Source organism: Haloplanus sp. GDY1, assembly GCF_023703775.1.
GTDB lineage: Archaea > Halobacteriota > Halobacteria > Halobacteriales > Haloferacaceae > Haloplanus > Haloplanus halophilus.
Genome location: NZ_CP098514.1, coordinates 1,750,250 through 1,775,964 on the forward strand (window position 1 = coordinate 1,750,250; position 25,715 = coordinate 1,775,964).

The following is a 25,715-nucleotide window of genomic DNA, read 5'->3' on the forward strand; positions in this document are numbered from 1 at the left end:
ATAATGTATTAGAGCTATCTTAATAATCAGCGGGGCGAGCGGCGGTGCAGCGTCACGTGCCACCGGCTGACCGGCGACGCTCGGTTTCGACGTGCTTTTTATCGGCGACCGTCTGAATCCGGGCATGGCAGACTTCAAGGTCGTCGTTTCGGACCCGGACACGGGCCGAACGGAGCAGTTCGAGGTCGACGGACAGGACGCGAACCGGTTTCTCGGGCGCGAACTCGGCGACGAGGTCGACGGCGGCGCCGTCGGCCTCGACGGCACCACGCTCGAACTGACCGGCGGGTCCGACGACGCCGGCCGTCCCCTGCGTTCGGACGTTGCTGGCCCGGCGCTGAAGGAGGTCCTGCTGGAAGGCGGCGTCGGCTTCGCCCCGTCGCGCGACGGCGAGCGAAAGCGCGTGACCGTCCGCGGCCGGGAGATCAGCGAGGCCGTCGTCCAGGTCAACGCGAAGGTCGTCGACGGCGACGCCGGCTTCGACGCCGACGAGGACGACGAGACCGACGAGTAACGTGTCCGACCGCGTCGCCAGCGACGGGGATGCGGTGACGACGTACCGCGCCGAACTCGCCCGGAGCGGCGGCACCCGTCGGCCCTGTCTGCGCCTCCCCGAGGACGTCGCGCCGGACGCGGGCGACCTGATCCGTCTCGTCCTCGACGGCGACGAGTACCACGCCCGGATCGAGTCCGACGCGAAGGGCGCCGTGATCCGCGGCGCCTACGACAACCGCCGACTCGCGCGAACCGACGGCGAGGGGACGAACCGCCTCGTCGAGTGGGTCCGCGGGGTCGACCTCGAGGTCGGCCGGAGCGTCGACGTCGACGAGGTGACGCCGGGCTACCTCTACGGCGTTCGCGTCCCCGGCCGGCGGGCGGTGTACTCGGTCACCCGACGGCCCGACTCCTCGCTCTCCTCGATCGCCGAGGGGCTCGACGACCGCTAGATCCGGAGCGCCGCCCCCGCGAGCAGCAGACAGCCGCCCAGCGCGAGCGACAGCACGGCCCACGCCGGTTGCTCGCCGACGCCGACCCGCATCCCGAGGACGGTCGCCTCCGGCCGGACGGCGTCGAGCAGGCACCCGACGAGGACGCCGAGCCCGCACGCGATCAACAGCGCGGCGAAGGCCGGTTCCGACGCGCGCGAGGCGACGACCCCCTCGGCCAGGAGGCCGGCGCCGAACAGGGCGTAGGCCGTCCGCGTGAGTCCTCGTCCGGACACGACCGGGACGACGGCTCGCCGGACCAAAAACCCCGTCCCCCCGTCTCGCGTCCCGAAGCGACCCTTCTTTAGGCCTCGGCGGTCTGGGGGCGGTATGAGCGACCCCGAACTCGACGCCTTCCTCGCGGGCGAGCGTCTCGACCACGTCGCCCTCTTTCTGACCGACGACTACCTCGACGACGAGGGCGCCCTCGCGGACCACGGCGCGCCCGTCGACGGCGGCGTCGTCCTCGTCGTCCCGGGCGAGAAGGGGCGACGGCTGTTCTCCGCCGGCACCGGCATGGACGCCATGGCCTTCGCGAAGGAGGCGATGGACGCCGAGGGCGACATCGATCCCGGCCTGACCGGGGGGGTCTGTCCCGACTGCGGCGAGGGCGCCGCGTTCGTCCTGGCGTTCGCCGAGGCGCAAAACGAGGAGGTCGGCGGCATCTACGCCGAGGGCGACGTGATCCACGCCTACGCCGCCTGTCCGGCCGGCACCGCCTTCTCGGATCGCTGGGTCGTCGGCGACGCCGACGCGTAGGTCACGCCTCGGCGTCGGCCGCCGCGTCCGCCTCCTCGGCCAGTCGCTCGAACGCCGCGAGGATCACCTGCCGGGCCGCGTAGCCCTCCGTCGTCCAGTGGTGGGCGTAATCCAGCATGTCGTCGTAGACGTCGGGCTTGCAGCCCGCGGCCCGGGGATGGCCGCCGCCGTTCACCTGTCCGGCCACCTCGTGACACCGCTCGAACCCCTCGCTGCCGCGGATGCTGGCGCTGCCCGCGGGCTTGACGATCACGGCGGCGTCCGCGCCCCGTTCGCGCAGCCGTTCGGCCACCTCGTTCTGCGAACACCGGCCGTAGGTGACGCCGACGGTCCACGGTCCCACCGAGCGCAGTTCGGCCCGGTCGACTGCCGCCTCGATCAACTGCTCTTTCTCGACGCGCCGGTGCTCCAGGTAGTCGACGACCGGCTCCGGCAGGGCGGGTCCGTACCGACCCACGACGGTCACGTACTCCTCGGGACTCGCCCAGTGGGCGTAGTCCGCCAGGTCGTCGCTCCGGGGGTCCTCCTTGATCCAGAGGTCGTGATCCCGGGTGACCGCCGCGAGGTCGACGAGGTGGTCGGGGAAGTCGTACGCGAGGGAGCGACGCGTCACGTCCGCCGTACACTCCTCGTCGCTCTCGCCGACGACCAGGTCGACCCCCGCCTCGCGGACGGCCGCGGCCACCGCGTCGTCCCACTGGTGGTGGTCGAACCAGCGGACCAGTTCGGCGCGGTCGACGACCGACTCGACCGTCTCGACGATCGATTCGTCGTCCGGGCAGAGGTCACAGACGTAGACGTCGACGCCGGGGTCGGCGTACTCCGCGACGCGTTCGAGGGCCTCGGGCAGGGAGTGAGGGCTCGCGGTGACGAGGCCGACGGGGGAGTCCTCGGGCTCCCCGTCCGCGTCCTCGTCCGCGTCGTCCGCCAGGTTCGGATCGGTTCGCGCCGCGAGCGACTCCTCGAACGGCGCCACGTCGAGGGCGGCGTCGTACAGTTCCCGGAGGAGGGCGACGCAGGCGAGGCCGTCGGCGTCGCCGTCGGCGACCACGACCGCCTCGGCGCCCTCGATGGCCTCCCGGGCGCGCCGGTCGGCGTACTCCTCGTCGAGCGAGTCCGGGTAGAAAAAGCCCGCACCGGGCAGCCGCGACTTCCGCGAGAGGGAGCGTCCGTCGTCGTCGATCAGGGCGTCGTCCATACCGGCCGGATGGGGGCCGGCCCGAAGTATCCCGCGGTTCCGCCGGTCGCGTCGCTCTCGTACGGTGTCTCGTACGTCAGTACCGAGACGGGCCGGTGACCAGTTACAGTAGTTTCAGGCGCTCGCGGCCGCGTCGCCGACGCCGTCGGCGTCGTCGCGCTCCCGGTCGTCCAGCTGTCGCACCGTCAACACGGGCACCGGGCAGGTCCGCACCACCCGCTCGGCGACGCTGCCGATGAGGAATCGGTTCTCGCCGTGGCGGCCGCGGGTCCCCATCGCCACCACGTCGGCGCCGCGGTCGGTCGCGTACTCCCGAATCTCGGTCGCCGGCCGCCCCTCGCGGACGGCGGTCGTCACCGGCCGGTCCGCGGCTTCCGCCACCGCCGAGAGGGCCTCCTCGCCGGAGTCGTCGAGGGCGGCGCGCATCTCCTCGCGCACCCGTTCGGGGGAGCTCTCGACTTCCCCCTCGTCGACGACGTACAGCGCGTGGACCGTCGCGTCGAACCGCTCGGCCAGGTCGAGGGCGACGCTGACGGCCCGGCGGACGCTCTCCGACCCGTCCGTCGCGATGACGATGGTGTCGAACATGGCGACGGCTTCGGTCGGTCGGGACATAAACCCGGTGTCCCGTCGGACAGGGGGGAGCGTTTTTGCCCGTGGCCCGCGCACGCCCGTCCATGACCGATCCGCTCTCGCCGTCGCTCGTCCTCGTGCCCGTGGACGGGAGCGAGGAGTCGCTCGTGGCCGTCGAGTACGCCGCGGCCATCGCCGAGGAGTACGACGCGACGGTCCACGCGCTGTACGTCGTCGACGACGAAGTGTCGCGCGCGTTCGACGCGGGCACCGTCGACGACGCGGCACTGGCGGCCGACAGCCAGGCGTTCCTGGAGGCGGTGATCGACGTCGTCGACGACGCGGGCGTCCCGCTGTCTACCTCGATGGCCGCCGGCTTCTCGACGGCCCGCCTCACCCAGCATCCCGGGAGCGTCGTCCTCGACACCGCGGAGGAACTGGGCGCCGACTTCGTGGTCGTCCCCCGTCACCCCGTCTCGGGCGACAGCGACGAGGTGCTGGCGAAGGCCGCCGAGTACGTCCTGCTCTACGCCAGCCAGCCGGTCCTCTCCGTCTAGGCCAGGCGCAGCGTCATCTCGTGTTCGAAGCTCTCGGTGTCGCTGGCGCGGAAGCCCACCTTCTCGTAGAGGCTGATGGCGGGGTCGTTCCAGCGCTCGACGGAGAGCCACACGCGGTCGAAGCCGGCCGCCGCGCCGGCGCCGAGGAGCGTCTCCAGGAGCCGGGTGCCGATGCCCGCGTGCTGGTAGGCCTGCAGGACGAAGATGGCGAGTTCGGCGGTCCCCTCGGGGTCGTCGGGGACGAGCGTCGCGTGGCCGACGACGTCGTCGCCGTGGGCCGCGACGACGTTCACCGTCCCGTCGCCAGTGATGGTGTCCAGCCAGTTCGCGATGCGCTCCTCGCTCGTCGGCGGGATGCCCTGTGCGCGGTCCGCGGGGTCGAACGCCTCGTACATCGCCGTCAGCGCCGGCCGGTCGTCGGGGTCGTAGTCCCGGACGGTGATCGATCGCCCCTCGCGGTCCTCGAACGTCCGCGGCGGTTCGGGGAACGGACCCGCCACCTCGTTGTCGTCGGTCATCGGACCAGCGTCACCGAGACGTGGGAGTTCAGCAGGACGAACTCCGCGATGCTGCCCAGTTTGATCTTCCCCATCGGACTGGTCTCGCCGCCGCCGAGGACGATCCGATCGAACCCCTCCCCCTCCGCCAGTTCGACCAGCCGGCTCCCCGGATCCCCGTCGAGATGGCGGATCGACGCCGCCACGCCCGCGTCGTCGAGGACGTCCCGCGCGCGGCGTTCGATCCCCTCCGGATCCGCCTCAGTCGCCGGGTTTCGGAGGATGGCGACCGTCAGGTCGTCGCCCGTCTCGGCGACGCGGGCGACGGTGCGCTCCAGCGCACGCAGCGAGTCGTCGCTCCCGCCGATGCCCAGCAGTAGCTTCATGTGCGCTCCCTCGGCACGGCGAGTGAAAAAGGTACGCGCCCCGCCGTCAGACGGCCGGCAGACGGCGACGGAACCCTTTTGCGTCGGCGCGCGGAACCCCGGCGCATGAGCGACGACGCGCCGACGGCCGGCGAGGGCGTGGAGCGCGACCCCGCGAACGACCGGGGGGCGTCCGGCGACGCGGACGGCGCCGCCGGGTCGTCGTCGGCCGACGACTCGGTCCCCGACGACGTGCGCAAGTACGAGCGCTTCAAGAAGATGGACGGCGCCCAGTACGACCGCGTCAACTCCTTCCTCCGCGACCGGACGTACATCACGGCCCGCGAGTGGGCCATCGCCCGCCTCTGTGTCGACTTCCGCACCGAGACCGGGGTCGAGATGACGAAGATCGGCGAGAACCTGCCCGACCTCGTCCCCTTCATGACCGACACCTACACGCCACAGGCGGTCAACCAGGCCCGATCGTCGTTCGAGGACAAGGTCCAGAAGGCCGGCGCGACCTTCCTCTACGGCGCCATGTCCGGCTTCTTCACCGCCGAAGAACTCGACGAGATGATGTACGAGGTGACCGAGATCGCGAAGTTCCTGCTGGAGGTGGAGGGCGTCGACCTCTCGGTCGCCGAGGAACTCGACGCCGAGGATCGCATCTCCGAGGTGATGCGCGAGGTCCGGGAGTCCAGCGAGGAGCTGCGGGACGACCTGGATTAGCGAACGTTCCCGCCCGCCGCCGTCCCGGCGGTGCCCGTCGCGGCGTCGTAGACGCGGCGGCCGCACACCAGCGTCCACTCGGGGAAGACGCCCGGCTCCCCCTCGAACGGCGTCCACCCGCACTTCGAGTGGAGTCGCTCGCCCGCGATCGGTCGCGTCCCGCCGAGGTCGTACAGCGCCAGATCGGCGTCCATCCCCGGCTCGATCCGCCCCTTCCGCGCCAGTCCGAACGTCGACGCCGGCGCCGCCGCCGTCAGGTCGCGGACCCGCTCGACGGAGAGCGGGCCGTCCAGCGTCTCGGCCAGCAGGAGCGGCACCATCGTCTCGACGCCGGGGACGCCGCTCGGCGCGTCCAGCAGCGGCGCCTCCTTCTCCGCGCGGGTGTGGGGCGCGTGGTCCGTGGCCAGCAGGTCGACCCGGCCGTCGACCACCCGGTCGTAGAGGGCGGCCCGCCGCTTCTCGCTCCGGAGCGGGGGGTTCATCCGCCCGTAGGTGCCGAGGTCGTCCAGATCCGCCCGCGAGAGCAGGCAGTGGTGCGGGGTCACCTCGCAGGTCACCCGCTCCGGCGCGTCGGCGACGAGGTCGACCGCCTCCGGCGTGCTGGTGTGGGCGACGTGGAGGCGCGCGCCGGCGTCGGCGCCGATCTCGACGGCGCGCTCGACGGCCGCGATTTCGGCCTCGGCGGTCCGGTAAGCGCTCCACGCGTCGGCGTCGGCGTCGACCCCAACCCCGTCGCCGGCGGCGTCACGGGCCGCCTCGTCGAACAGCGTCGCGTCCTCCGCGTGGACGGTCACGGGGACGCCGGCCTCGGTGGCGCGGTGGACCGCGTCCTCGAACAGGTCGCCGTTGATGCCCATGTCGCCGGTGGAGTCGGCGAGGAAGACCTCGCCGAGGGCGAACAGGGGGCGGTCGAACAGCGTCTCGGGGTCCCAGTCAGCCGTGACGCCGCCGTTGATGCCGTAGTCGACGAGCGAGTCGCCGGCACACAGCTCCTTCCGATCGTACGCGGCGCCGGTGGTCGTCGGCGGGTCGGTGTTCGGCTGGTCGACGACGGTCGTGACGCCGCCCGCGGCGGCGCTTCGGGACCCGGTGCGCCACGTCTCCTTGTGTGGTGCGCCGGGCTCCCGGAAGTGGACGTGGGCGTCGACGGCGCCGGGGAGGAGGAGTCGCTCCCGGGCGTCGACGACCTCCCCCTCGGACTCGGCGTCGAGACCGGCCCCGACGGCGGCGATCCGCTCCCCCTCGATCCGAACGTCGCGGACGCGGCCGTCGGCCAGCCGTGCGTTCCTGACGAGCATACCCCCCACCTGTCACCCGGCCGCCGTAAGTGTCCCGCTCACGCCGCCCCGACGCGCTCGACGGTCGTCGGGTCGTCGCCGACGAGTGCCCGTTCGACCGCGTCCCGGACCTGTCCGGCGTCGGCCGGCCCGCCCGCGGCCGCGACGCTCCCGACGCTCCCCGGATCGAACGGCTGGTCGAGGGCGTCGTACACCGCCGCGAGGACCGACGCCAGTTCGTCGCGGTCGGCGACGACGACGCAGCCGGCGACGAGCGCCGCGTCCGCCCGCACCCGCTGGGCGATGCCCGCCACCTTGCCGGCCGCCTGCAGCGAGTGGGTGCCGGGACAGAACGACGCCGCCGGTTCGCCGGGCGTCGCGTCGATGCCGAAGTCGGCAAGCGCCCGCCGGACCCGCTCGGTCGCCGCCTCGTAGCGGTCGTGCAGGCCGGTGCGGGCGTCGTCGACGGGAACCGCGTGGGCGAAGGCGAGGGTCGACCCGGTGTAGGCGGCGGCGCGGCCGCCGACGCGGCGCTCGACCGGCTCGAATCCCCGCTCTCGGGCGGCGGCGCGGGCGCGGTCGTACCCCGGCTCGACGGCGTCGCGGCGGCCGAAGGCGACCTGCCTGTGGGGCGTCCACACCCGCACCGCGGGCTCGCCCGTCTCCCCCGTCCGGGTCAGCATCGCGCCGGTTCGCTCGCGGTCGGCGTCGACCGTCGCCGCCCGACCCCTGAGGACGCGCATGCGGAATCCTGGAAGTGCAGGTACATAATCCCGCCGCGTGACCGATCGCTCACTTAGCTTTCGGGGGCTTCTCCCGCCGTCCAGTAATGTAAATTATATATCCGTTGCCGAACGCCGTTCGGGACATGACCGCCGACGCGATGAGTCGAGCCGAAGTCGACGACGCGCTCCGGGCGGCCGGAGCGGGCGTGCTGTCGCTGACGGACGGGGCGGAGACGTACGCCGTCCCCGAAGCCTTCGGCTACGACGGGGAACACGTCTACTTCCAGTTCGTGTACGGCGCGGACAGCGACAAGATGGCGTTCGTCGAGACGACCGATATCGCGACGCTCACCGTCTTCACCGAACGGCCGGCGCGGAGCGTGATCGTCCGCGGCCGACTCCAGCCGGTTGGGGACGAGGACGCGGACGTCGCGATGCGGGCCATCGCGGCCAACGCCGACATCCCGACGGTCGACGTGAGCCTGGACGCCGACCCCGACGCGCTCGAGTTCGACCTCTATCGGCTGGTTCCCGAGGAGCGCTCGGGGCGCACGTTCGGCGTCGCCCCGGCCGTCGACATCTGACGCCCGACGCCGGGGTCTATAAGCCGACCCGCACGAACCCCCCGGTATGGTCACGGTCCCGGCCGCGACGCTGTCGCACTTCCGGCGGTTCTCCCTGTTCAACTCCCCGTACGCCGCCCACGACCGCGGATGTGCGATCGACTGCTACCCCGAGTCGAACCGCGGGCTCTCGCCCGTCGCGGGGACCGTCGTCGACACCCGAACCGTGCGCGCCCCCGAGCGCCCCTACGCCGTCGCCGAGGACCACCTGATCCTGATCGACACCGGGGATCACGTCGCCCGGATCCTGCACGTCGACCCGGACGTCGCGGCCGGCGACCGGATCGCCGTCGGCGACGACCTGGGTGGGATGGTTCGCTCCGGCTTCTTCGGCCCGTGGGTCGACAACCACGTCCATCTCGGCTTTCGCGACCCGGACGCGAACCCCTACCGCGCCGCCGGCTCGCTGCCAGTCGAGGTGGACGTGTCGGTCCGGGCGCTCGACTGGGACGGCGGCGGCGTCGTCCGCGAGGCGGCCGAGACGTACGTCGTCCTCGACCGGCCGAGGCATCCCGACCCGGGGTCGTGGGCGGGGCTCGCCGTCGCCCCGGGGGTCGTCCTCGACGGCGGCTGTCCCCACTACGAGGGGGGCGGGGTCCTGCCCGCGCTCGGCGATGCCGTGCCCGTCGAGGTGGCGGGAACCCGCGTCGGCGTCGCCGACGGCCGCGCGGTGACGTGGGACGACGTGACCCTCCGGGCGAACGGCCGGCCGATCACCGGGCTCTCGCTGTTCGTCGCGCGGGACGCCGACGTCGGCGCGAAGCTCGTCTGTCCGGGCCACGACTTCGCCCCCGGCGACCGGATCCGCGTGTCGGCGACGCGGTAGCCCCGGCGCACGGGCACGGGAGACTTTTCAGCCTCCTCGCCGAACGGGCCGTACGATGAGCGACGACCCCGATGCGCCCGACCGGCCGGCCGACCGGGAGTCACCGGTGGGCGAACCGGTCGTCCGAGCCGATCCGTCGGTGACGGGGGAGCGGGCCGAGGAGGCCGTCGGCTTCGACCCGGACGACCCCGAGAGCGTGCGACTCGCCGCGGACGTGGTGCGCTCCTTCTCGGAGAACACGGTCGGCTCCGAGGATCACGTCTACATGCTCCGCGGGGCGGCGGCGTGTGCCGCGCTGGTTCGCGGCGTCGGGTCGTACAAGACCGCCGCGGAGCGCGCCGGCGGCGACGTGTCCGTCGCCTTCATCCGGAAGTGGGCGCGGGTCCACGACCTGCCACAGGCGATCCGTCGGCACGTCGCCCGCGGCACCATCGCACCGACGGCGGCGAAACACATCGCCCGCGTCTCGGGCGACGACCGCTACGCGCTGGCGTGGGCGACGCTCGAACACGACCTCACCGTCCGGGAGATCCGTCGCCTCGCGAGCGAGGTGAGCGACGGGCGGACCGTCGAGGCGGCCCTCGACGACCGCGGCCTCACCTTCGGCCGGATCGACCTGACCCTGCCGCCGGATCAGTACATCGAACTCCGGCGGCGGGCGTCGGTCGAGAACCGCGACCCCGACGACCTGGTGGCCGAAGCCCTGTCGGCGTATCTGGACGTGTCGGATTCCTCCCACGGCTAAAGCCGTGGGCTTCCTCCTTGCCACCTGTGATCGGCCGCCGGTGGCTGAAAACGCTTATACCGTAGCGTCGGATACGGTCCCACGAGGGCCGGTAGCTCAGTCAGGCAGAGCGTCTGGCTTTTAACCAGACGGTCGGGGGTTCAACTCCCTCCCGGCCCGCTTCTGCTCCGAACGAACGTGAGGAGCGAAGCGGTTACGGAGGAGTTGAACCAGGGAGGTCGCGCGCAGCGAAGCGAGCACGTCCGACCGTGGTTCAACTCCCTCCCGACCCGAGCCGGCTCCTCTCGACCCCGAGAGGTCGGCGGGCGGCGTCGCCTACGCCACCGTGTAGTCGCCGCCCGAGGTTCGCTCGACCGCAGCGGCGTCGAGATACGCGTCGACCCGCGACTCGCTCCGCATACAGCCGGCGTTGGCGGCCTCGTAGCTCTTGCCCGCGACGGCCTGACAGACACGGTCCTGTTCCGGAATCACGACGACGCCGAGCACGCTTCCGTCGGTCATCCCGCCGACCGCCGTCGGCGGCACGACTATCGTGTGAATCTCCGCTCCGGAGACCGTCCGGTGTTCGTACAGTTCGACTCCGCCCGGATCGGTAGCGTCCGCGACCGGCGGGTTCTCGGCCAGCGTCACGCCCGACCCGCCGGCCAGTACGGCCAGTACCACCACTGCGACCACGACGCTTCCGGTTCGAATGCCGATGTGTTCGTTCACGTCGGGTCCTATCCGGGATATAACTGAAAAGTGTGGCGTAGATACACGTAGTAGTGTTATCATCGCTTAGTAATTCCTAAAATATCCAAACGTTCCTGAGATTCTATTCGGCCGGATCGGGGGTCGGCCCACTCAGCCCAGCACGACCAGCCGCGCCGCCGTCAGCCGTTCGCCGTTTACCACCACGTCGACCGTGTGACGGCCGCCGGCCGGGTTCCGGGTGACGCCGTACTCCACGAACAGGGCACCGTCGGTCGGCGGGTCGTCGAAGCGCACGACGAACGCGCCGTCGTCGGCGACGCGCCACGAGACGCCGTCGACCCGCCGCCCGTCGTCGGTTCGCACCCGGACGGCGTGGTCCGACGTCGCCGCCGCGTCGAGCGATCCGTAGTCGACCCGGACGGTCCGCACCGGACCCTCGACGTCCAGCACGAGCGTGTGGTCGACGGCGACGTCGAGGTCGCCCGGAATCGCCGGGTCAGCCAGGAGCGTCGCCATCGGCTCCGGGGCGGGGTCACCGCCCGTCTCGGGGGCGTCCGCCGCAGCGACGTCGCCGAGCGGCGTCCAGCAGGTCACGTCGACGGTGGCGGGTCGCGGCGACGGGCGGCGGATCGCCGGCGGGCTCCCCGCGCCGTCGAGCGCCCGATCCCGGAGGGAGGGCGGCGGCGAGTCGACGAGGGCTTCGAGGGTCGCTCGCGGCGACCGGCCGTCCGAGGGCGTCACGGACGGTCGGTCGACGCCCATCCCCGTCAGTAACCGCTGCCTGTGTGTCGGTAAGGGGCGATTACGGCGGCCGCGAGGGGACGACCGATCACTCGACGTTCTCGCCCTGGTAGCTCCCGTCGTAGGTCCCGTCGTGGGTCGCCTCCGCGAGGACGAGCTGGGCCACCCGGGCGTCGGGCTCGATCTCGATCCCCGCGTGGACGGCCAGCAGTCCCTCGCCCCGGCCCTCGTAACCGGCGTCCCAGACGGCCGTGTGGAGCATGGCGGCGTTGCGCATGAGCGACGACCGGGGGTAGACGAAGCCGACGTGTCCCTCGGGGATCCGCACCCGCTCGCCGTAGCGGAGGACGTACCCACCCGGGGGGAGGCTCCACGCCCCGGCGTCCGCGTCGGGGTCGACGGGCTCGCGATCCCCGATTCGCTTGCCGTCGCGCCCGATCCGGCCGCCGGCCGTCTCGAAGACGGCGTCGGCGGTCAGGTCGACGCCGTTCGGCTGGACCTGTTCGGGGGCGACGGGGCTCACGTGTTCGGCGACGAACGATCCGGCGCGGAACATACCGGCGTGTCGGCTGGGGGTGGCAAAACCGTGCCGATCCGTCGGGCGGCCGGGGCCGTCGCGCGGCGCGGACGCGACGCGGCGAGTTGCGACACGGACGTACTCCCCGAGATGGTCTAAAACTTGTGGTAGAAGCCCCCCGTGGCCGGATTTCGGGGTTCGAAAGGCGCGGGATTTATATCCGTCGGCGCGCGATGGCCGGACGTTATGGGACAGACGCTCACAGAGAAGATCCTCGACGACCACCTCGTCGAGGGGGATCTCGAACCCGGCGAGGAGATCGGGATCGAGATCGATCAGGTGCTCACACAGGACACGACCGGCACGATGGTCTGGCTCCAGTTCGAGGCGCTCGACCTCGACGAGGTCCAGACCGAACTCGCCGCGCAGTACTGTGACCACCAGACCTACCAGTTCGACTTCAAGAACACCGACGACCACCGCTTCCTCCGCTCCGCGGCCGGCACGTACGGGGCGTACTTCTCCCGGCCGGGCAACGGCATCTGTCACAACGTCCACAAGGAGAACTTCGCCGCCCCCGGCAAGACGATGCTCGGATCGGACTCCCACACGCCGACGCCCGGCGGCCTGGGCGAACTCGCCATCGGCGCCGGCGGCCTCGACGTCGCCGTCGCGATGGGCGGCGGGCCGTACTTCGTCGAGATGCCGGAGGTCGTGAACGTCCGTCTGGAGGGCGAACTGCCCGACTGGGCGAGCGCGAAGGACCTCATCCTCGAGATGCTGCGTCGCCTCTCGGTCAAGGGCGGCGTCGGCAAGGTGTTCGAGTACACCGGCCCGGGCGTCGAGAGCCTCTCGGTCCCCGAGCGCACCACGATCACGAACATGGGGACGGAACTCGGCGCGACCACCTCCATCTTCCCGACCGACGAGCGGACGAAGGAGTACCTCGAACGCCAGGATCGCGGCGAGGAGTTCGTCGACCTCTCGCCCGACGAGGACGCGGAGTACGCCGACGAAATCGTCGTCGACCTCTCGGAACTCGAACCGCTCATCTCCCAACCCTCGATGCCGGACAACGTCGTGCCGGTCCGCGAGGTGGCGGGCACCGACGTCGAGCAGGTCATCATCGGCTCCTGCACCAACGGCGGCTACGAGGACATCCTCCCCGCGGCGAAGATGCTCAAGGGCCGCGAGATCCAGAAGGACCTCGAGATGATCGTCGCGCCCGGATCGAAGCAGGCCGGCGAACTCCTCGCGCGCGAGGGGTGGACCGCCGAGATGATGGCCGCCGGCGTCAACGTCTCCGAGGCGACGTGTGGCCCCTGCATCGGCATCGGCCACGTCCCCGCCTCCGACTCCGTCTCGCTGCGGACGTTCAACCGCAACTTCGAGGGTCGCTCGGGCATCGAGGACGACTCCGTCTACCTCTGCTCGCCGCAGGTGGCCGCCGCGGCCGCCATCAAGGGCGAGATCGTCGACCCGCGCGACCTGGCCGAGGAACTCGGCGACCTGGAGCCCCCGGGCGTCGAACTCCCCGAGAAGTACGACGGCTCGAAGGCCGACATCATCACCCCCGACGAGGCCGTCGACGACGAACTCATCAAGGGCCCGAACATCGGCGACGTGCCGCTGAAGGACCCGCTGGGCGCCGACATCGGCGGCGAGACGCTGCTGAAGATGCCGGACAACATCACGACCGACCACATCATCCCGGCCACGTCGGACATCCTGAAGTTCCGCTCGAACATCGAGCGGCTCTCGGAGTTCACCCTCTCCCGTGTCGACGAGACGTTCGCGGAACGCGCCAAGGAGACGGACCACGGCGTCCTCGTCGCCGGCGAGAACTACGGGCAGGGCTCCTCCCGCGAACACGCCGCGATGTGTCCGATGTATCTCGGCGTCGAGGCCGTCCTCGCGCAGTCGTTCGCCCGCATCCACAAGGCGAACCTGTACAACTTCGGCCTCCTGCCGCTGACCATCGACCAGGAGACGTACGACCGGATCGAGCAAGGCGACTACGTCGAAGTCGTCGACGACGTCGCCGCGGCCGTCCAGTCCGGCGCGGAAGAGTTCACCATCCGCGTCAACGACGACTGGGAGGCCACCGCCGAGTTCGACGCCTCCGAGCGCGAGCGAGAGATCCTCGCGGCCGGCGGCAAGCTCACCCTGACGAAACAGCAGTACGAAGAGGACGGTAGCGGCGCGACGCCCGCCGACGACTAGTCGGCCTCCGCGCCCCCGTCGTTATGCAGGTGGTCCGCGACCGGCCGGTACAGCAACGCGAGCGGCACCCAGCCGAGGAGGACGCCGTGAGAGACGGTGTTGCCGACGACGCTCACCAGCGCCGCACCCGGGGACGACCCGGACGCGAACAGGAGGAAGGCCACGCCCTCGAAGGCCGCCTGCCCGAACGCCCCGAGGACCGCCGCGATCAGTTGTGCCCGCGTGCGCCCCGGGTCGGCGGCGACCCGGTGGAGATACCACCCGAACAGCGTGAACCCGACGACGTACCCGATGAAGCCGAGGGGGTCGTCGAGTTCGTACCCCTCGGTGAGGTCCAGTACCCCCTCGCCGACGGCGGCCCCCAGTCCGGCCGAGAGCGTCGGCATGCCGTACCGGAACGCGGCGACGAGCAGGTACGGGACGAAGAAAGGCTTCAGGTCCACGTCCAGCGCGAGTTCCCCCGGCGCCTCCGTGACGAGGAGGCCGACGGCGAACAGGAGGCCGCTCGCGACGCCGATGGCGACGACCTGGAGGGGGTCGCCCCGCCGATAGCCGACGTCGGTCCCCACCGCTCGTTCCGCTGGATCCTCGGACATCGGGTTGGGGTTCACGCCGTGTGACTAAAGCGTCGGCCTCCGATTATCAGCCGGGAGACCGGCACAGGAGCACTATATAGGCCTCATACGAGGCTTCTTTGCGACGTGCCGGATCCGTCCGAACACGATGAGTTCCGTCGGCCGATGGCTGCGACGCGATCCGGGGCGTGTCGGAATGTGGTCGCTGTGGTCGGTGTTTCTGGGCGCCTACGTGCTCTTTTTCTATCGCTACAACGGAGCCCGCGAAATCGCCGACGCGGAACTCGACGGCTACCTCGAAGTGATCCTCCTCGGGGTGCCGCTGGTCGTCCTGTTCGGCGCCACCGTCTGGATGTCCGAGTCCGACGTGGACCGGTCGCTCCACCACCGGGTCGTCGCCTGGACCGTGGGCGTGTCGGTCCTGTTCCTGGTGGCGGTGTCGACCGCCCTGTTCGTCCTCGACCCGCAGTACGACCGGGGGGAACACCTGCTCATGCTGTTGATGTCGACGGGGTTCGGGGCGTCGATGGGGACGGTCACCGGCATCGTCGAGACCCGGTCCATCCACTACGGACGCGCCCGGGAGCGGGCGGCCGTCGAGGCCCGGCGGCGGAAACACGAGCAGCGGCGCCTGGAGTATCTGAACCAGTACCTCCGCCACGAGGTGTTGAACGAGGTGAACAAGATCAACGGCTACGCGGGGCTGGTGGCGTCCCGCCTGGACGACGACGACGTCCGCGAGTGGGTCGAGGTCATCGAGCGGTCGAGCGACGAGGTGGGGACGTTCATCGGATCGATCCGCACCATCGTGAACGACGACCGCGAGAGCCTCGAGGTGCGGCCGACCGACGTGACCGCCGTCGCCGAGACGACGGCCGACCGGGTGGGAACGACCGACGACGACACGGACGTCGTCGTCGACGCACCGGGGCCGGTGTACGCCGCCGCGGGCGACCTGCTCGACCGGGTGTTCGTCAACCTCGTCGAGAACGCCGTCGAGCACTGTTCCGGGCCGACGGTTCGGATCGTCGTCCGCGACGAGGGCGACACCGTCACCGCCCGGGTGAGCGACGACGGGTCGGGCATCCCCGAGGCCGTGCGCGCGACGCTGTTCGAACCGCCCGAGTCCGGGGACCACGGCTACGGCCTCTTCCTGAGCCGGCATCTCGTCGAACTGTACGGCGGTCACCTGGAACTCGAGGAGACGGGACCGGACGGGACGACGTTCGCACTGTGCCTCGAGGCGGCACGGGCGCCCGAGCGTCGGGGGGACGAGACGGCGGACGGGGCGGTGCCGGCTGCGCCGTGACGCCCCGAGGGCTTTTGCTCCCGTCGCCCGTAGCCGGACGCGTGGCCGTTCCCACCGAACCCGCCGACGTGACCGTTCGCGGCGTCGAGGAGTCGGATCTGGGGTCGGTCGTACGGATCGAACGGGCCGCGTTCGGCCAGCCGTGGCCCTACACCGCCTTCGAGCGCTTCCTCGACGAACCCGCGTTCCTGGTCGCCATCCGCGACCGCGATGGGGCGGACGGCCCGGGACGCGACGGCGACGTCGTCGGCTACGTCGTCGGCGACGTGACCCCCTCCTTCGGCCGCGACGTCGGCCACGTGAAGGATCTGGCCGTCGCGGAGTCGGCCCGCGGGCGGGGAATCGGCCGCTCGCTGCTCGTGCGGGCGCTCGTCTCCCTCGCAATCGAGGGGGCAAAGCTGGTGAAGTTGGAGGTACGGGAGAGCAACGCCGCCGCGCAGTCGCTCTACCGCGACGTGGGGTTCGAGACGGCGCGACGGGTGGATCGCTACTACCGCGACGGCGAGGACGCCCTCGTGATGGTGCTCGACGTGCCCGAGTGGCAGGCCGAGCGGTAGCCGCCGAACGTTTCACGCCGGAGCGCCTACGGCGTCCCATGGGACTCGCCTGTCCGGTGTGCGAGACGCCTCAGCGCGACGCCGAACATCTCGCCAACCACCTCGCCTTCACCGCCATGCTCCACGGCGACGCCCACGAGCGGTGGCTGGACGAGACGGTCCCCGGGTGGGAGAGCGAGGGCGCCGCGGAACTGGCGCCCGTGGTCGCCGACCACGCCGAGTCGGCCGACTACGACGAGGTGTTCGAGGAGTCGCTCCCGGAGGGGCGACGTGACCACGACCACGACCACGGCGTCCCGACCGGCACCGACGCCGCGCCGTCGTTCGACGGGGGCGACCTGGACGACGACGCCCGGCGCACCCTCGCGGAGGCCCGCGAGATGACGCGGGCGATGCTGGGCGAGGCGGACGACGACGGGGCGACCGACGACGACGGAAAGGCGTAAACCCGACCGCCGGGAGGGGACAGGTATGGAGAGGGAGGGAGTCTTCGATCCCGAGACGCTCGCGGCGGCCCGCGAGGCCTACGAATCGGTCGGTCCGGCGGCCCAGACGGCCGTCCGCGAGACGGCGACGGCGATGGACTTCGACCGCGAGGAGTACGAGGACCGCGTGACGAGCGACGTGGTGGAGACGGCCCGGGACGCCATCTTCGCCTCGCTGCTCGTCGTCCGGGTCGGCGACCGCGACGAGTTCGAGTCCTGGCGCGAGGACGCCGCCGTCGAGGTGACGGTGCTGGGTAGCCCGGACGTCGAGCGGGTTGTCTGGCACGTCGCACCGTTCGCGGACGGCGCCGTCGCCGCGACGTTCCAGGCGGAGCGGGACGCGGCGGTCGCCACCCTCCGTCGGCAGGCGTTCGGACGGCTCTACCGCGACCGGCTGTAGCCGGGCGGGCGAAACCCGTTTACCCGCACCGCTCCAAGCCGATTCCGTGCGACAGATCACGCGCCGTGCGGTCCTCGGGTTCGCCGTCGTCGTCCTCGCGTTGCTCGCACTCGGCGCCCTCCCCTCGTTGCTGGGGTCGGGCGAGCCGTACTACCTGACCGCGACGCCGACGGACGCCGACGGGCCGGCGGTCAACGTCACGGGTCTCTCGGAGCGTCGCTACCCCTATCTCACCGAGGCGCTGGCCTCGGGGCGGTCGGCTCCCTACCGCCGGGGGCCGGTCGGCCTGAAGGAGGCGTTCTCGCACTCGCCGTTCGACGAGCGCCAGGGGTTGGTCGCCCGGAACCCCGACGCACGGGCGAACGGCGGCGTGGTCGTCGTCGACGGCGGCGACCGGTATCTGGTGGAGGTGACGCGGGCGTGACCGACGGCGAGTGGTCGGTGATCGAGTCGGTGACCGAGTACGAGACCGGCTGGTACACCGGCGGCTACGACCTCGTGGAACAGCCGGACGGGTCGACCAAGCGGTACTACTGGGCGGAACTCCCGCCGGCCGTGGTGATCGTCGCGGTCGTCGACGGGGAGGTCCTCCTCGTCGAGCAGTTCCGGCCGGCGATCCGCGAGACCCACCTCGAACTCCCCGCGGGCATCGTCGAGTCCGGCGAGTCGTTCTCGACGGCCGGGGCGCGCGAACTCCGCGAGGAGACGGGCTTCGAGCCCGACTCGACCGCGCTCCTGCAGGAGTTCTGGACGTGTACCGGCGTCCTCCGCCACCGCCGCGGCGTCGTCTTCGCCGAGGGGTTGACGCCGGCGGACCGCGACCTGGACGGCAACGAGTTCCTCACGCCACGCCCGGTCCCGGTCGCGGACGCCCTCGACGTGGCGCGCCGACAACCCGCCAACGACGCCACCATCGAGGGGCTGTTGCTGGCTCGCGAGGAGGGCCTGCTGTAGGCCCCCCGTCACCGCCGCTCCGCCGCGCCCCCGCGTATGCCATATTTTTGTAACCGCGGCGCACAGGGAACGGTATGTCCTCCGGTCCCCCCGGTCGGTCGGAACGGCTCGCCTCCGCCGCGAAGGAGACTGGCGGATCGTTCTACGACCGGGCGCGGCAGACCTTGCTGACGGGCGTCGCCATCACGATTCCGCTGGTCGTCACGCTGTACATCCTCACCATCGCCCTCAACTTCGTCTCCAGTGCGCTCGACCCCTTCATCACCGTGTTGCAGTGGTTCGGGATCATCGAGGAGTTCGAGCGGGTTCGCTTCATCAGCCTCCTGATCGAACTCGGGATCTACGGCTTCGTCGTCGACTTCTTCACCGAACTCGTCGCGCTGATCGTCCTCTTTCTGCTCGTCGCGGCCGTCGGGACGGTCGGCCGCCACCACTACGGCGAGCGGGTCATCGACTACGTCGACCTCGCCATCACGTCGGTTCCCGGCGTGGGAACGGTGTACAAGAGCTTCCGGCGGATGGGCGACGTGATGCTCGACGAGGGGGGCGAGAACTTCCAGGAGATCAAGCTCATCCAGTGTTTCGAGGAGGACATCTACGTCCTCGGGTTCAAGACGAGCGACTCCCCGAAGACGATCGAGAACTCGACCGGCCACGACGACATGGTGTCGATGTTCCTCCCGCTGGCGCCCAACCCGGTCACCGGCGGCCTGCTCACCTACGTCCCCGAAAGCCAGGTCTACGACATCGACATGACGGTCGAGGAGGGGGTCCGGAGCATCCTGACGAGCGGCGTCGCCACCGGCGAGGGCGCCCAGGAGCCGACACAGCTCACCATGGACGACCTCAGGAAGGTCACCGACCTCCAGGGCCTCGGCGACGCGATCCGAACCGACGAGGGCGAGGACGGGGAGTCGACGGGGGAGGGGAAGTGACCGTCGGCCGGCGTAACGAAAATCTCGATTCCTCCCATCCAACAACATAAGTCCCGGTGGAGCCGAGGGACCGGTAATGGTTCCCGAGGTAGTGTCTCGAAACGTCGGAACAGTCACCGTCGTCGAGCGATTCGGTTCGCAGCGGTGTCGCCATGTCTGACCGGCCGCCGCTCGCCGTCCTCGCGCTGGTCGTCGCCCTGACGACCAGCGCGGTCACGCTCGGCGCGGGCGTCGCGTCGGCGGACAGCCAGCTCGTCGTCCAGTCGGCCACCGTCGACCCGTCGTCGCCCCGCGTCGGCGAGGACGTGACGATCACCGCGACGATAACGAACTTCGAGAGCAGCGAAGACGCGGCCCGAATCAACCAGGTGTCGCTCCGCTCCGGAACGCGGACCCTCACCACGGCGAAGGACCTGGGGTCGCTCGGTCCCGGCGGCACGCTCGAGCTCCCGCTCACGACCGACTTCGACACGCCGGGACGAAAGAGCCTCACCCTCTACGTCTACGGCCAGAGCGAGAGCGGCAGCGTGTTCAACGTCCAGTATCCGGTGTCGGTGTCGGTGAACGAGCGCGACAGCGACGTGCAGTTGTCCCTGGAGACGCCGAGCGAACCCTCGACCGAGAGCCGGGTGAACGTCACCGTCGCCAACGGCGCACCCTCGAACATCTCCAACCTCCAGTTGACGCTCTCGGGACCGAACGCCACCGTCGACGACGACAGCCGCGTGAACGCCTCGCTGCCCAGCGGCCGCGAGCGGATCGTCGAGTACGACGTCACCTTCGACGGACCCGGTCGACACCCGCTGACGGCGACGCTTGAGTACCGCGACCCCGACGGTGATCGGCAGACGGTCACCGCCTCCCGGACGTTCGACGTCGATCCGCCCCGGGTCGACGCCGAACTCGACGCGGAGGTGGTCCGCGAGAACGGGACGGCCCGCATCGACGCCTCGCTCACCAACTTCGGCAACGTCCCGCTGGAGGACGTCCGGCTGCGCGCCGAGGCGGACGGCGAGACGGTCGCCCGGAAACTCGTCGCCGACGTGACCACCGAGTCCACGCGAGAGGTGTCGATCAGCGAGTCCAGCCTGCCGGCCGGTCCCGTGACGCTCCGGGCGGTCTACGAGGCCAACGGCCAGCGCCACGAGACGGCGACGGCCGTCGACTTCACGCCGACGACCGACGGCAACATCACGCTGACCGGCATCGAGGTGATCCCGACCGGCGGGTCGATCAGGCTGGCCGGCAGCGCCTCGAACACCGGGGAGACGGCCGTGACCGGCGCCGTCGTGAGCGTCGTCGGGACGGAGCGAGTGACGCCGGTGTCGCCCGCGAAGAGCTACTTCGTCGGCAACGTCCCCGCGGGCGAGTTCACGTCGTTCGAACTGACGGCGCGGCTGGCGGGCAACCGGACCGACACGGTGCCCGTCCGCATCAGTTACATCGCCGACGGCGAGCAACACTCGCGGGTGGTCGAACTGACGATCACCGACGTCGGCGGCGCCCCCGCCGGCCCGCCCGCGGATGCCCAGCCCGACGGGCCGCCCGGCGGTGGCGGCTTCCTCGGCTTCGGCCGGATCGACGTGTTCGGACTCCTGGTTCGCCTCGCCGCCGTCGTCGCCGTGGGCGGCGGGCTGATCTACTGGTGGCAACGCCGCGGCGACGACGAGGAATGACCGAGCGCACGGACGGCGCCGACGCGGACGCCGCCCCCGGTCGCGTCGCCGAACTCGACGACGTGACCAAGGAGTACCGGAGCGGCGGCGAGACGATCGCCGCCCTCTCCCACGTCGACTTCGGCGTCGAGCCCGGCGAGATGGTCGCCGTCATCGGCCCCAGCGGCTCCGGCAAGAGCACGCTGCTCAACGTGCTCGGCCTCCTCGACGTGCCCACCTCGGGGACGGTGCGCCTCGACGGCGACGACGTGACCGACTACGACGACGAGGCGCGCACGATGGCCCGCCGCCGGACCATCGGCTTCGTCTTCCAGTCGTTCCACCTCGTGCCCATGCTGACGGCCACCGAGAACGTGCTCGTGCCCACGATGTTCGTCGACGGGGACCGGACCCCGCGGGCGCGGACGCTGCTGGAGCGGATGGGGCTCGGCGACCGCCTCGACCACCGACCCGACCAGCTCTCGGGCGGACAGCGCCAGCGCGTCGCCATCGCCCGGGCGCTGGTGAACGAGCCGCGACTCGTGCTCGCGGACGAACCGACCGGGAACCTGGACCGGGACACCGGCCGGCGCATCCTGGAGGAGTTCGAGCGCATCAGCACGGAGGAGGAGGTCGGCGTGGTGGCGGTCACACACGACGAACTGGTGACGGAGTTCACCGACCGCACGGTCGAACTGGTCGACGGGGTGATCCAGTGACCGTGATCGATCCGCTGGACTTCCCGGCGCTCCGGCTGGCGTGGCTCAACCTCTGGCGGAACAAGCTCCGGACCGGGCTGGCGACCCTGGGCATCGTCATCGGCGTCATCGCCATCGCGGCCATCGGCATCACGGGGACGGCGCTCCAGTACGGCGCCACGCAGGAACTCGGCGGGCTCTCGAACACCGTCACGGTGTTCCCGGGCGAGGAGAACGAGGAAGGGGTCATCACCGACGCACAGGTCGACTCGATAGAGCGGGTGGCGACCGGCGCCGTGGTCGCCCCGCAGCGCACCGAGACGATGGAGGTGGCCTCCCGCTCGGAGCGCCGGCAGGTGAACGTCCAGGCCGTCTCCCGGCCCGCGGCGCTCTACGACGCCGCCGAGGGGACCATCCCCTCGCCGATGCGGAGCGGCGCCCTCCTCAACGCCGAAATCGCGGCGGAACTCGGGGTGGAACTCGGCCAGACCGTCTCCATCGGCGGCCGCTCCTACCGCGTCATCGCCATCCTCGACGAACAGGGCGGGTTCGGACAGGGCGTCTCCGTGGTCGTCCCGCTCGACGACGTCGACATGGTCGGCTACGATCAGGTGACCGTGGTCGCGGCGGACGGCGAGGACGCCCAGCGACTCGCCGAGGAGATTCCGGCGGAGGTGAACCAGCGCGAGGAGGTGGTCGGTACCTTCACGCCCGCGGACATCCAGGAGAGCGTCAGCGGCTTCTTCGCCACGCTCAACGCCGCCCTGCTCGGCGTCGGCTCCATCTCCCTGCTCGTCGCCGGCGTCAGCATCCTGAACGTCATGTTGATGAGCGTGATCGAGCGCCAGGCCGAAATCGGCGTGTTCCGCGCCGTCGGCATCCGGCGCCGGGAGGTGATGCGGATGATCGTCGCCGAGGCCGCCCTGCTCGGCGTCGTCGGCGGCGCCGTCGGCGTCGCCCTGTCGACGCTGATCGGCTACATCGTCACCGGACAGCTCACCGGCCAGCCGATGCTCGTCTTCCAGCCCCGCAACCTCGAGTTCCTCGCGCTCGGCTTCGGCTTCGCGGTGGCCGCGAGCACGCTCAGCGGCCTCTATCCCGCCTGGAAGGCGTCGACGGCCAACCCGGTCGAGGTGCTGCGGGGATAGGCCGGTCCCTCCGAGCGCGCCGCTCGCGCCCTCCACGGGTGGAAACGGTTATGTTACGCAGTACGCAAGGCCCGGGTAGATCGACCATGGGACACACACTCACGGAGAAGATCCTGGCGGACCACCTCGTCGACGGCGAGGTCGAGACCGGGGCGGAGGTCGGCATCGAGGTCGACCAGACCATCGCCCACGACCTGACGGGGACGATGGCGTGGCTCCAGTTCGAGGCGCTGGGGCTCGACGAGGTGCAAGTCGAGGTGGCGGGCCAGCACTGCGACCACCAGACCTACCAACCCGACTTCAAGGTCTCCGACGACCACCGCTTCCTCCGGTCGGCGGCGGGCACCTACGGCGCGTACTTCGCGCGGCCGGGCACCGGCATCCTGCACCAGGTTCACAAGGAGAACTTCACCGCGCCGGGCAAGACGCTGCTCGGCGCCGACTCGCACACGCCGACGGCGGGCGGCCTCGGCTGTCTCGGCATCGGCACCGGCGGCCTCGACGTGGCCACCGCGATGGGCGGCGCGCCGTTCTACCTCGACGTGCCCGAGGTCGTCGAGGTCCGCCTGGAGGGCGAACTGTCCGAGTGGTCGACCGCGAAGGACGTCATCCTCGAACTCCTCCGGCGGTTCTCGGTCAAGTACGGCGTCGGCAAGGTGTTCGAGTACACCGGCCCGGGCGTCGAGAGCCTCTCGGCACACGAGCGCACCGTCATCACGAACATGGGGACGGAACTCGGCGCGACCACCTCCATCTTCCCGACCGACGAGCGGACGAAGGAGTTCTTCGAGCGACTGGGGCGCCCCGAGGACTACGTCGAGGTGCGACCCGACGCGGACGCGGAGTACGACGACCGGATCGTCGTCGACCTCGCCGAGATCGAGCCGCTGATCGCCTGTCCGTCGATGCCGGACAACGTCGTGCCGGTTCGCGAGGTGGCGGGCACCGACGCCGATCAGGTGCTCGTCGGCTCCTGCACCAACGGCGCCTACGAGGACGTCCTCCCGGTGGCGAAGATGCTCGACGACCGCGAGGTGGCCAAGCGGGTCGAGACCATCGTCGCTCCCGGATCGAAGCAGGCCGCCGAGATGCTCGCGCGCAACGGGTTCACGGCCGAACTGATGGCCGCGGGCGTCAACGTCTCCGAGGCGACGTGTGGCGCCTGCATCGGTGCCGGTCACGTCCCCGCCTCGGACTCGGTGAGCGTCCGCACATTCAACCGCAACTTCGAGGGGCGCTCGGGGATGGAAGACGACGCCGTCTACCTCTGCTCTCCGGAGGTAGCGGCGGCGACGGCGCTCACGGGCGAGATCACGGACCCCCGCGACCTGGACGGCGTCGAGGCGCCGGGCTTCGAGATGCCCGAGTCGTACATCGGCACCAGCGAGTCCGATCTCATCATGCCCGACGAGGCCGTCGACGACGAACTCGTCAAGGGGCCGAACATCGACGAGGTGCCGCTGAAGGAGCCGCTGGGGAGCGATCTGACGGGGGCGGCGCTGCTGAAGATGCCCGACAACATCACGACCGACCACGTGATTCCGGCGACGCAGGAGGTGTCGGTCTACCGCTCGAACGTGCCGAAGCTCTCGGAGTTCACGCTCGCGCGCGTCGACGAGACGTTCGCCGAGCGGGCCATGGACGCGGACGGCGGCTTCCTCGTGGCGGGCGAGAACTACGGACAGGGCTCCTCCCGCGAACACGCCGCGCTCTGTCCCATGTATCTGGGCATCCACGCCGTCCTCGCGCGGTCGTTCGCCCGCATCCACAGGTCCAACCTGATCAACTTCGGGCTCCTGCCGCTGACCATCGACGAGGCGACCTACGAGCGGATCGAGCAGGGCGACGACGTCGAGATCGTCGACGACGCCGTCGCGGCCGTCCGGTCCGGCGCGGAGGAGTTCACCATCCGCGTCAACGACGACTGGGAGGCGACGGTCGGCCTCGACGCCAACGAGCGCGAACGCGAACTGCTCGCCGCGGGCGGGAAGCTCCCCCACACCCGCCAGCAGTTCGCGGGCGGGGCCTCGGGGAGCGAAGGGGCCTGATCCGCGCGAGGACCCGTAGTTTCAATTGCCCGCCGCACGGTGGCCCGGGTATGACCTCCGTTCCGACGCGGACGCTGCCGAGCGGCGACGAACTGCCACGCCTCGGGTTCGGCACGTGGGACCTGCACGGCGAGACCGCCGAGGAGGCGGTGCGGACGGCCCTCGACGCCGGCTACACCCACGTCGACACCGCCGAGGGGTACGGCAACGAGGCCGCCGTCGGCGCGGGGCTGGCGGACGCCGACCGCGACGACCTGTTTCTCACCTCGAAGGTGCTGCCAAGCAACCTCGGCTACGAGTCGCTGATCGAGGCCTGCGAGGCCTCGCTGGACCGACTCGGGGTGGAGTATCTCGACCTGTACCTGATCCACTGGCCCAACCCGGCCGTCTCGCTGCGGGAGTCGCTCGACGCGATGGCGACGCTCCACGACCGGGGGCTGGTCCGGAACGTCGGCGTCTCGAACTTCAGCGCGTACCAGCTCGGCTGTGCCCAGCGGGTCACGGACGTGCCCATCGCGGTCAATCAGATCGAGTTCCACCCCTGGTTCCAGCGGCCGGCCCTCGTCGACTACTGCCGCGAGACGGACGTGGCCGTCGAGGCGGCCGCCCCGCTCGCCAGGACGGAAATCTTCGACGACGAGGTCGTGCAGGACCTGGCGGCGACGTACGACCGATCCCCGGCCGCGGTCGTGTTGCGGTGGGCGCTCCAGCGCGGCGTCACGGTGGTGCCGAAGTCGTCGACGCCGGCCCACATCCGCGCGAACGCCGACGTCCTCGACTGGGAACTCGACGAGGACGACCTGGCTCGACTCGACGACCGGGATCGGAACCACCCCGTCTACGACACGCCGACGCGGGACTGGACCGACGACGTCTACGGCATCGCGGAGTGAGGCCGTCGCTCGCGGACCGGGCGC

At 70.9% G+C, this 25,715-nt stretch carries 32 protein-coding genes and 1 tRNA gene; 22 read left to right on the forward strand and 11 right to left on the reverse strand.

Annotated features, from left to right (window positions below):
- The first annotated feature begins 124 nt into the window (after positions 1-124).
- Both NBT67_RS09300 and NBT67_RS09305 read left to right on the forward strand, forming a co-directional pair.
- The gene (locus NBT67_RS09300; protein ID WP_251341442.1) at positions 125-514 is read left to right on the forward strand and encodes a 30S ribosomal protein S6e; all 390 of its coding nucleotides are present in this window, start codon (positions 125-127) and stop codon (positions 512-514) included.
- Position 515: 1 nt separating this feature from the next.
- A complete protein-coding gene (locus NBT67_RS09305; RefSeq protein ID WP_251341443.1) occupies positions 516-947 on the forward strand; it encodes a DUF7112 family protein in 432 nt (143 codons plus the stop codon).
- Here the strand turns inward: NBT67_RS09305 and NBT67_RS09310 are convergent.
- Positions 944-1,222, reverse strand: a complete 279-nt coding sequence (locus tag NBT67_RS09310; RefSeq protein WP_251341444.1) for a hypothetical protein — start codon at positions 1,220-1,222, stop codon at positions 944-946. The two genes, NBT67_RS09305 and NBT67_RS09310, sit on opposite strands and share 4 nt — an antisense overlap.
- A 94-nt stretch (positions 1,223-1,316) precedes the next feature.
- Here NBT67_RS09310 and NBT67_RS09315 point away from each other — a divergent pair, with 94 nt between their 5' ends.
- Entirely contained in the window at positions 1,317-1,745 is a 429-nt protein-coding gene (locus NBT67_RS09315; protein ID WP_251341445.1) for a DUF5807 family protein, read from the forward strand.
- A gap of 1 nt (position 1,746) precedes the next feature.
- On the opposite strand, the gene NBT67_RS09320 is transcribed toward NBT67_RS09315, so the two are convergent.
- Positions 1,747-2,943, reverse strand: a complete 1,197-nt coding sequence (locus tag NBT67_RS09320) for a DHH family phosphoesterase (RefSeq protein WP_251341446.1) — start codon at positions 2,941-2,943, stop codon at positions 1,747-1,749.
- 114 nt (positions 2,944-3,057) lie between these two features.
- The gene (locus NBT67_RS09325; protein ID WP_251341447.1) at positions 3,058-3,531 is read right to left on the reverse strand and encodes a universal stress protein; all 474 of its coding nucleotides are present in this window, start codon (positions 3,529-3,531) and stop codon (positions 3,058-3,060) included.
- An 89-nt stretch (positions 3,532-3,620) separates the two neighbouring features.
- Between NBT67_RS09325 and NBT67_RS09330 the strand changes: the two genes are divergently transcribed.
- Complete coding sequence (locus NBT67_RS09330) at positions 3,621-4,073, forward strand: universal stress protein (protein WP_251341448.1); 453 nt, start codon at positions 3,621-3,623, stop codon at positions 4,071-4,073.
- Here the strand turns inward: NBT67_RS09330 and NBT67_RS09335 are convergent.
- Together NBT67_RS09335 and NBT67_RS09340 are read right to left on the reverse strand one after the other, a co-directional pair.
- Entirely contained in the window at positions 4,070-4,591 is a 522-nt protein-coding gene (locus tag NBT67_RS09335) for a GNAT family N-acetyltransferase (protein ID WP_251341449.1), read from the reverse strand. The two genes, NBT67_RS09330 and NBT67_RS09335, sit on opposite strands and share 4 nt — an antisense overlap.
- Positions 4,588-4,956, reverse strand: a complete 369-nt coding sequence (locus NBT67_RS09340; protein WP_251341450.1) for a universal stress protein — start codon at positions 4,954-4,956, stop codon at positions 4,588-4,590. Before NBT67_RS09340 ends, NBT67_RS09335 begins: the two co-directional genes overlap by 4 nt.
- Before the next feature lie 78 nt (positions 4,957-5,034).
- On the opposite strand from NBT67_RS09340, the gene NBT67_RS09345 reads away from it, so the two are divergent.
- Positions 5,035-5,664 (forward strand): DUF5806 family protein, encoded by a 630-nt coding sequence (locus NBT67_RS09345; RefSeq protein ID WP_425498836.1) that lies wholly within the window; start codon positions 5,035-5,037, stop codon positions 5,662-5,664.
- On the opposite strand, the gene NBT67_RS09350 is transcribed toward NBT67_RS09345, so the two are convergent.
- Both NBT67_RS09350 and NBT67_RS09355 read right to left on the reverse strand, forming a co-directional pair.
- Positions 5,661-6,962, reverse strand: a complete 1,302-nt coding sequence (locus tag NBT67_RS09350; protein WP_251341452.1) for a dihydroorotase — start codon at positions 6,960-6,962, stop codon at positions 5,661-5,663. The two genes, NBT67_RS09345 and NBT67_RS09350, sit on opposite strands and share 4 nt — an antisense overlap.
- Before the next feature lie 38 nt (positions 6,963-7,000).
- Entirely contained in the window at positions 7,001-7,684 is a 684-nt protein-coding gene (locus tag NBT67_RS09355) for a lipoate--protein ligase family protein (RefSeq protein ID WP_251341453.1), read from the reverse strand.
- A 125-nt stretch (positions 7,685-7,809) separates the two neighbouring features.
- On the opposite strand from NBT67_RS09355, the gene NBT67_RS09360 reads away from it, so the two are divergent.
- The 4 genes from NBT67_RS09360 to NBT67_RS09375 all read left to right on the forward strand — a co-directional run bounded on the left by NBT67_RS09360 (position 7,810) and on the right by NBT67_RS09375 (position 10,019).
- Positions 7,810-8,250, forward strand: a complete 441-nt coding sequence (locus tag NBT67_RS09360; protein ID WP_251341454.1) for a pyridoxamine 5'-phosphate oxidase family protein — start codon at positions 7,810-7,812, stop codon at positions 8,248-8,250.
- 46 nt (positions 8,251-8,296) lie between these two features.
- A complete protein-coding gene (locus tag NBT67_RS09365; protein WP_251341455.1) occupies positions 8,297-9,115 on the forward strand; it encodes a DUF8155 domain-containing protein in 819 nt (272 codons plus the stop codon).
- Positions 9,116-9,170: 55 nt separating this feature from the next.
- On the forward strand, positions 9,171-9,860 hold the full coding sequence (locus NBT67_RS09370; protein WP_251341456.1) for a DUF7119 family protein: 690 nt from the start codon (positions 9,171-9,173) through the stop codon (positions 9,858-9,860).
- Positions 9,861-9,945: 85 nt separating this feature from the next.
- Positions 9,946-10,019 (forward strand) — tRNA-Lys (locus NBT67_RS09375).
- Positions 10,020-10,175: 156 nt separating this feature from the next.
- Here the strand turns inward: NBT67_RS09375 and NBT67_RS09380 are convergent.
- The 3 genes from NBT67_RS09380 to NBT67_RS09390 form a co-directional block, all read right to left on the reverse strand.
- The gene (locus NBT67_RS09380; RefSeq protein WP_251341457.1) at positions 10,176-10,571 is read right to left on the reverse strand and encodes a hypothetical protein; all 396 of its coding nucleotides are present in this window, start codon (positions 10,569-10,571) and stop codon (positions 10,176-10,178) included.
- A 132-nt stretch (positions 10,572-10,703) separates the two neighbouring features.
- Positions 10,704-11,294, reverse strand: coding sequence for a hypothetical protein (locus NBT67_RS09385; protein WP_251341458.1), 591 nt, complete (start codon positions 11,292-11,294; stop codon positions 10,704-10,706).
- Between the two features lie 88 nt (positions 11,295-11,382).
- Positions 11,383-11,850, reverse strand: a complete 468-nt coding sequence (locus NBT67_RS09390; protein WP_251341459.1) for a deoxyuridine 5'-triphosphate nucleotidohydrolase — start codon at positions 11,848-11,850, stop codon at positions 11,383-11,385.
- Positions 11,851-12,057: 207 nt separating this feature from the next.
- Between NBT67_RS09390 and NBT67_RS09395 the strand changes: the two genes are divergently transcribed.
- Entirely contained in the window at positions 12,058-14,034 is a 1,977-nt protein-coding gene (locus tag NBT67_RS09395) for an aconitate hydratase (RefSeq protein ID WP_251341460.1), read from the forward strand.
- On the opposite strand, the gene NBT67_RS09400 is transcribed toward NBT67_RS09395, so the two are convergent.
- The gene (locus NBT67_RS09400) at positions 14,031-14,630 is read right to left on the reverse strand and encodes a hypothetical protein (protein ID WP_251341461.1); all 600 of its coding nucleotides are present in this window, start codon (positions 14,628-14,630) and stop codon (positions 14,031-14,033) included. The two genes, NBT67_RS09395 and NBT67_RS09400, sit on opposite strands and share 4 nt — an antisense overlap.
- A gap of 127 nt (positions 14,631-14,757) precedes the next feature.
- Between NBT67_RS09400 and NBT67_RS09405 the strand changes: the two genes are divergently transcribed.
- The 12 genes from NBT67_RS09405 to NBT67_RS09460 all read left to right on the forward strand — a co-directional run bounded on the left by NBT67_RS09405 (position 14,758) and on the right by NBT67_RS09460 (position 25,691).
- Positions 14,758-15,918 carry a sensor histidine kinase gene (locus NBT67_RS09405; protein ID WP_251341462.1) on the forward strand — a complete coding sequence of 387 codons (1,161 nt, stop codon included), beginning with the start codon at positions 14,758-14,760 and terminating at the stop codon, positions 15,916-15,918.
- A 41-nt stretch (positions 15,919-15,959) separates the two neighbouring features.
- Positions 15,960-16,475, forward strand: coding sequence for a ribosomal protein S18-alanine N-acetyltransferase (rimI, locus tag NBT67_RS09410; protein ID WP_251341463.1), 516 nt, complete (start codon positions 15,960-15,962; stop codon positions 16,473-16,475).
- 38 nt (positions 16,476-16,513) lie between these two features.
- On the forward strand, positions 16,514-16,921 hold the full coding sequence (locus tag NBT67_RS09415; protein ID WP_251341464.1) for a DUF5810 domain-containing protein: 408 nt from the start codon (positions 16,514-16,516) through the stop codon (positions 16,919-16,921).
- Positions 16,922-16,946: 25 nt separating this feature from the next.
- Positions 16,947-17,360 carry a DUF5809 family protein gene (locus NBT67_RS09420; RefSeq protein WP_251341465.1) on the forward strand — a complete coding sequence of 138 codons (414 nt, stop codon included), beginning with the start codon at positions 16,947-16,949 and terminating at the stop codon, positions 17,358-17,360.
- A gap of 46 nt (positions 17,361-17,406) precedes the next feature.
- Positions 17,407-17,784 (forward strand): hypothetical protein, encoded by a 378-nt coding sequence (locus NBT67_RS09425; RefSeq protein WP_251341466.1) that lies wholly within the window; start codon positions 17,407-17,409, stop codon positions 17,782-17,784.
- The gene (locus NBT67_RS09430; RefSeq protein ID WP_251341467.1) at positions 17,781-18,314 is read left to right on the forward strand and encodes an NUDIX hydrolase; all 534 of its coding nucleotides are present in this window, start codon (positions 17,781-17,783) and stop codon (positions 18,312-18,314) included. Before NBT67_RS09425 ends, NBT67_RS09430 begins: the two co-directional genes overlap by 4 nt.
- A gap of 74 nt (positions 18,315-18,388) precedes the next feature.
- On the forward strand, positions 18,389-19,249 hold the full coding sequence (locus tag NBT67_RS09435; protein ID WP_251341468.1) for a DUF502 domain-containing protein: 861 nt from the start codon (positions 18,389-18,391) through the stop codon (positions 19,247-19,249).
- 152 nt (positions 19,250-19,401) lie between these two features.
- Complete coding sequence (locus tag NBT67_RS09440; RefSeq protein ID WP_251341469.1) at positions 19,402-20,925, forward strand: COG1361 family protein; 1,524 nt, start codon at positions 19,402-19,404, stop codon at positions 20,923-20,925.
- A complete protein-coding gene (locus tag NBT67_RS09445) occupies positions 20,922-21,623 on the forward strand; it encodes an ABC transporter ATP-binding protein (RefSeq protein WP_251341470.1) in 702 nt (233 codons plus the stop codon). The genes NBT67_RS09440 and NBT67_RS09445 overlap by 4 nt, the downstream gene beginning before the upstream one ends.
- Positions 21,620-22,750, forward strand: coding sequence for an ABC transporter permease (locus NBT67_RS09450; RefSeq protein WP_251341471.1), 1,131 nt, complete (start codon positions 21,620-21,622; stop codon positions 22,748-22,750). The genes NBT67_RS09445 and NBT67_RS09450 overlap by 4 nt, the downstream gene beginning before the upstream one ends.
- A gap of 86 nt (positions 22,751-22,836) precedes the next feature.
- The gene (locus NBT67_RS09455) at positions 22,837-24,798 is read left to right on the forward strand and encodes an aconitate hydratase (RefSeq protein WP_251341472.1); all 1,962 of its coding nucleotides are present in this window, start codon (positions 22,837-22,839) and stop codon (positions 24,796-24,798) included.
- Between the two features lie 50 nt (positions 24,799-24,848).
- The gene (locus NBT67_RS09460) at positions 24,849-25,691 is read left to right on the forward strand and encodes an aldo/keto reductase (protein ID WP_251341473.1); all 843 of its coding nucleotides are present in this window, start codon (positions 24,849-24,851) and stop codon (positions 25,689-25,691) included.
- The last annotated feature ends 24 nt before the right edge of the window (positions 25,692-25,715 follow it).